Raw genomic sequence first — 2,092 nt, forward strand, 5'->3', positions numbered from 1 at the left:
CATGGAAACCGTGGTGCGAGCGTGGGCTGTAATGGCCATCGGCCGGTGTGTACCACTGGCCATCTTCGGTGCGCGGGCGCGGGAAGCCGGTGAAGCCGGTCTCGGCGTCGCGCACCTGCGGGTCCCACACCTTGCGCCAGTTGCGGCCGCGCTCACGCAGCGTCGCCGCGTCCTGCGCATGGCCGAGGCCATCGGCCATCTGCGAAAGCGCACAGTCGGCCAGCGCGTATTCCAAGGTGGCCGAACCGCCGTGATGCGGATCGACGTCCATGCCCTTGGACGGGAATGCGCGGTCGTAGACCACGTAGCCCTTGTCCAGATAGGTCGGGTTGCCGGAGCGACCGGCAGCACGCGAGTTCAGCGGCGGCGTACCGAACGCATTGCGGCGCAACGCATCCCATGCCTGCCCTTCGCGGCCCTTGAGTGCACCGAAGCGCCACAGGTCGACCATGAAGGGGGTGACCGGATCGCCGGTCATGATGTTGGTCTCGAAGTTGGCATAGCCCCAGCGCGGCAGCCAGCCGCCCTGCTCATCGATCGCCAGCAGGCTGCGGCCGATGTCGCGCGCCACATCCGGGCGCGTCAGTGCCAGCCACTGGTTCTGTGCACGGTAGGTGTCCCACAGCGAGAAGTACTCGTAGTAGGTCCAGCCATCGGCGCGATGAATGCCATCGTCGTAGCCGCGGTAACGGCCGTCGGCATCGCTGCCGGTGAGCGGCTGCAGCAGCGCGTGGTACAGCGCGCTGTAGAACACGGTGCGGTCATCGCCATTGCCGCCCTGCACGCGCACGCGTGCCAACTGCTCCCGCCACGATTGCTGCGACAGCGCGCGCATGCGTTCGAAGCCCAGCAGCGCCCCGCCCTGCATGCCCTCGGCGCGCAGGTTGGTGCGCGCACCTTCGGCATCCACATGCGAAATCGCGCTGACGGCCGTGACCGACTGGCCCTTGGCCAGGTCGAAGCTGAGCCACGCGCCATTCKGCTTCTGCTCGCCTTCCATGCTGTGGCGCGCGCCCGGCAGGCCGCCGCCCTCGCCCCAGGTACCATGCGCCTTGAACGGGCGGTTGAACTCAATGCGGAACCAGGTGGTGTACTGATGTCCACCGCAGAAGCTCTTGGTGACCAGCTTGCCTTCCACCACGCGGTCACCCACCACATCGACCACGCTGCCGATCACCGAGTGGCGCTCGTTGGCCTGACCGACATTCACCAGCACGTGGCCGTCGCCCTGGCGCTGGCTGAAGGTGTAACGCTCGGCAGCTGCGCGGGTGCGCGCGGTCGCTTCTGCGTCGATGCCGCCGTAGCTGGTCAGGCGCACCTTGTAGTAGCCGGCCTGGCCGATCTCACCGTCGTGGCTGTAGGCCGACGCATAGGTCTTGTGATTGAAGGCTTTCGCATCGGCGGTATCGAAGTCGCCGCCCGGGCCGATCGAACCGGTCACCGGCAGCACCGAGACCTGCCCACCCTGCTCCCAGCAACCGGCACCGGACAGGAAGGAGTGGCCGAAGCCGCGGATCTTGTCGTCGTCGTAGCGCCAGCCCGAATAGTGGCTGCCGATCGGGCTGACCTGGATCAGGCCGAACGGTGCCGAGGCACCGGGGAAGGTATTGCCGTCATCCTTGCTGCCGATGAAGGTATTGACCTCGCGCTCCAGCGCGGCCGGTGCGGCCTGCAGCCAGGGCGTCACCGCCAGTGCCAGCAGGCAGGCGATGCGGGCCAGGGGCCGATGGGACAATGCCGACAGGCGGCGGGCGGGACGACGGCGGGACAACCTGGTCACGGGCAGGACTCCTTGGCGGCAGGGCGGCAGCGAAGAACCGGCCGCACAGGCCGAGCCCTCGTTTCCATCGGTACAAATCCGCACCCCGGCGGATTTAGATCGATTCAAGTAGAGCATGGGAATTTCGCCCAATGCATTCTGCGGCGCAGCATGAGCGGGGGGGCTTCGGCCGGGCTGCGCCCGGCACCCGCAGAGGCCTTCAAGCCAAGAAAACAGCAACAGCAACGGCGGGCTACCGAGCTGGGCGGGGCGGTATGGGCAGGCAGGACACGCCGTAGACCCATCCATGGGGGCTCGATGGCGCCATCCATG

Annotated in this window: 1 protein-coding gene; it reads right to left on the reverse strand. The window is 67.4% G+C overall.

Going from position 1 to position 2,092, the window contains the following annotated elements; translation table 11 throughout:
• Nucleotides 1–1,780: GH92 family glycosyl hydrolase (locus AB4Y84_RS19980; RefSeq protein WP_442250759.1), on the reverse strand; the 1,780-nt coding region annotated here is incomplete at its 3' end.
• Between the last annotated feature and the right edge of the window lie 312 nt (nucleotides 1,781–2,092).

Source organism: Stenotrophomonas sp. 2YAF22 (assembly GCF_052114665.1).
Lineage (GTDB): Bacteria > Pseudomonadota > Gammaproteobacteria > Xanthomonadales > Xanthomonadaceae > Stenotrophomonas > Stenotrophomonas indicatrix.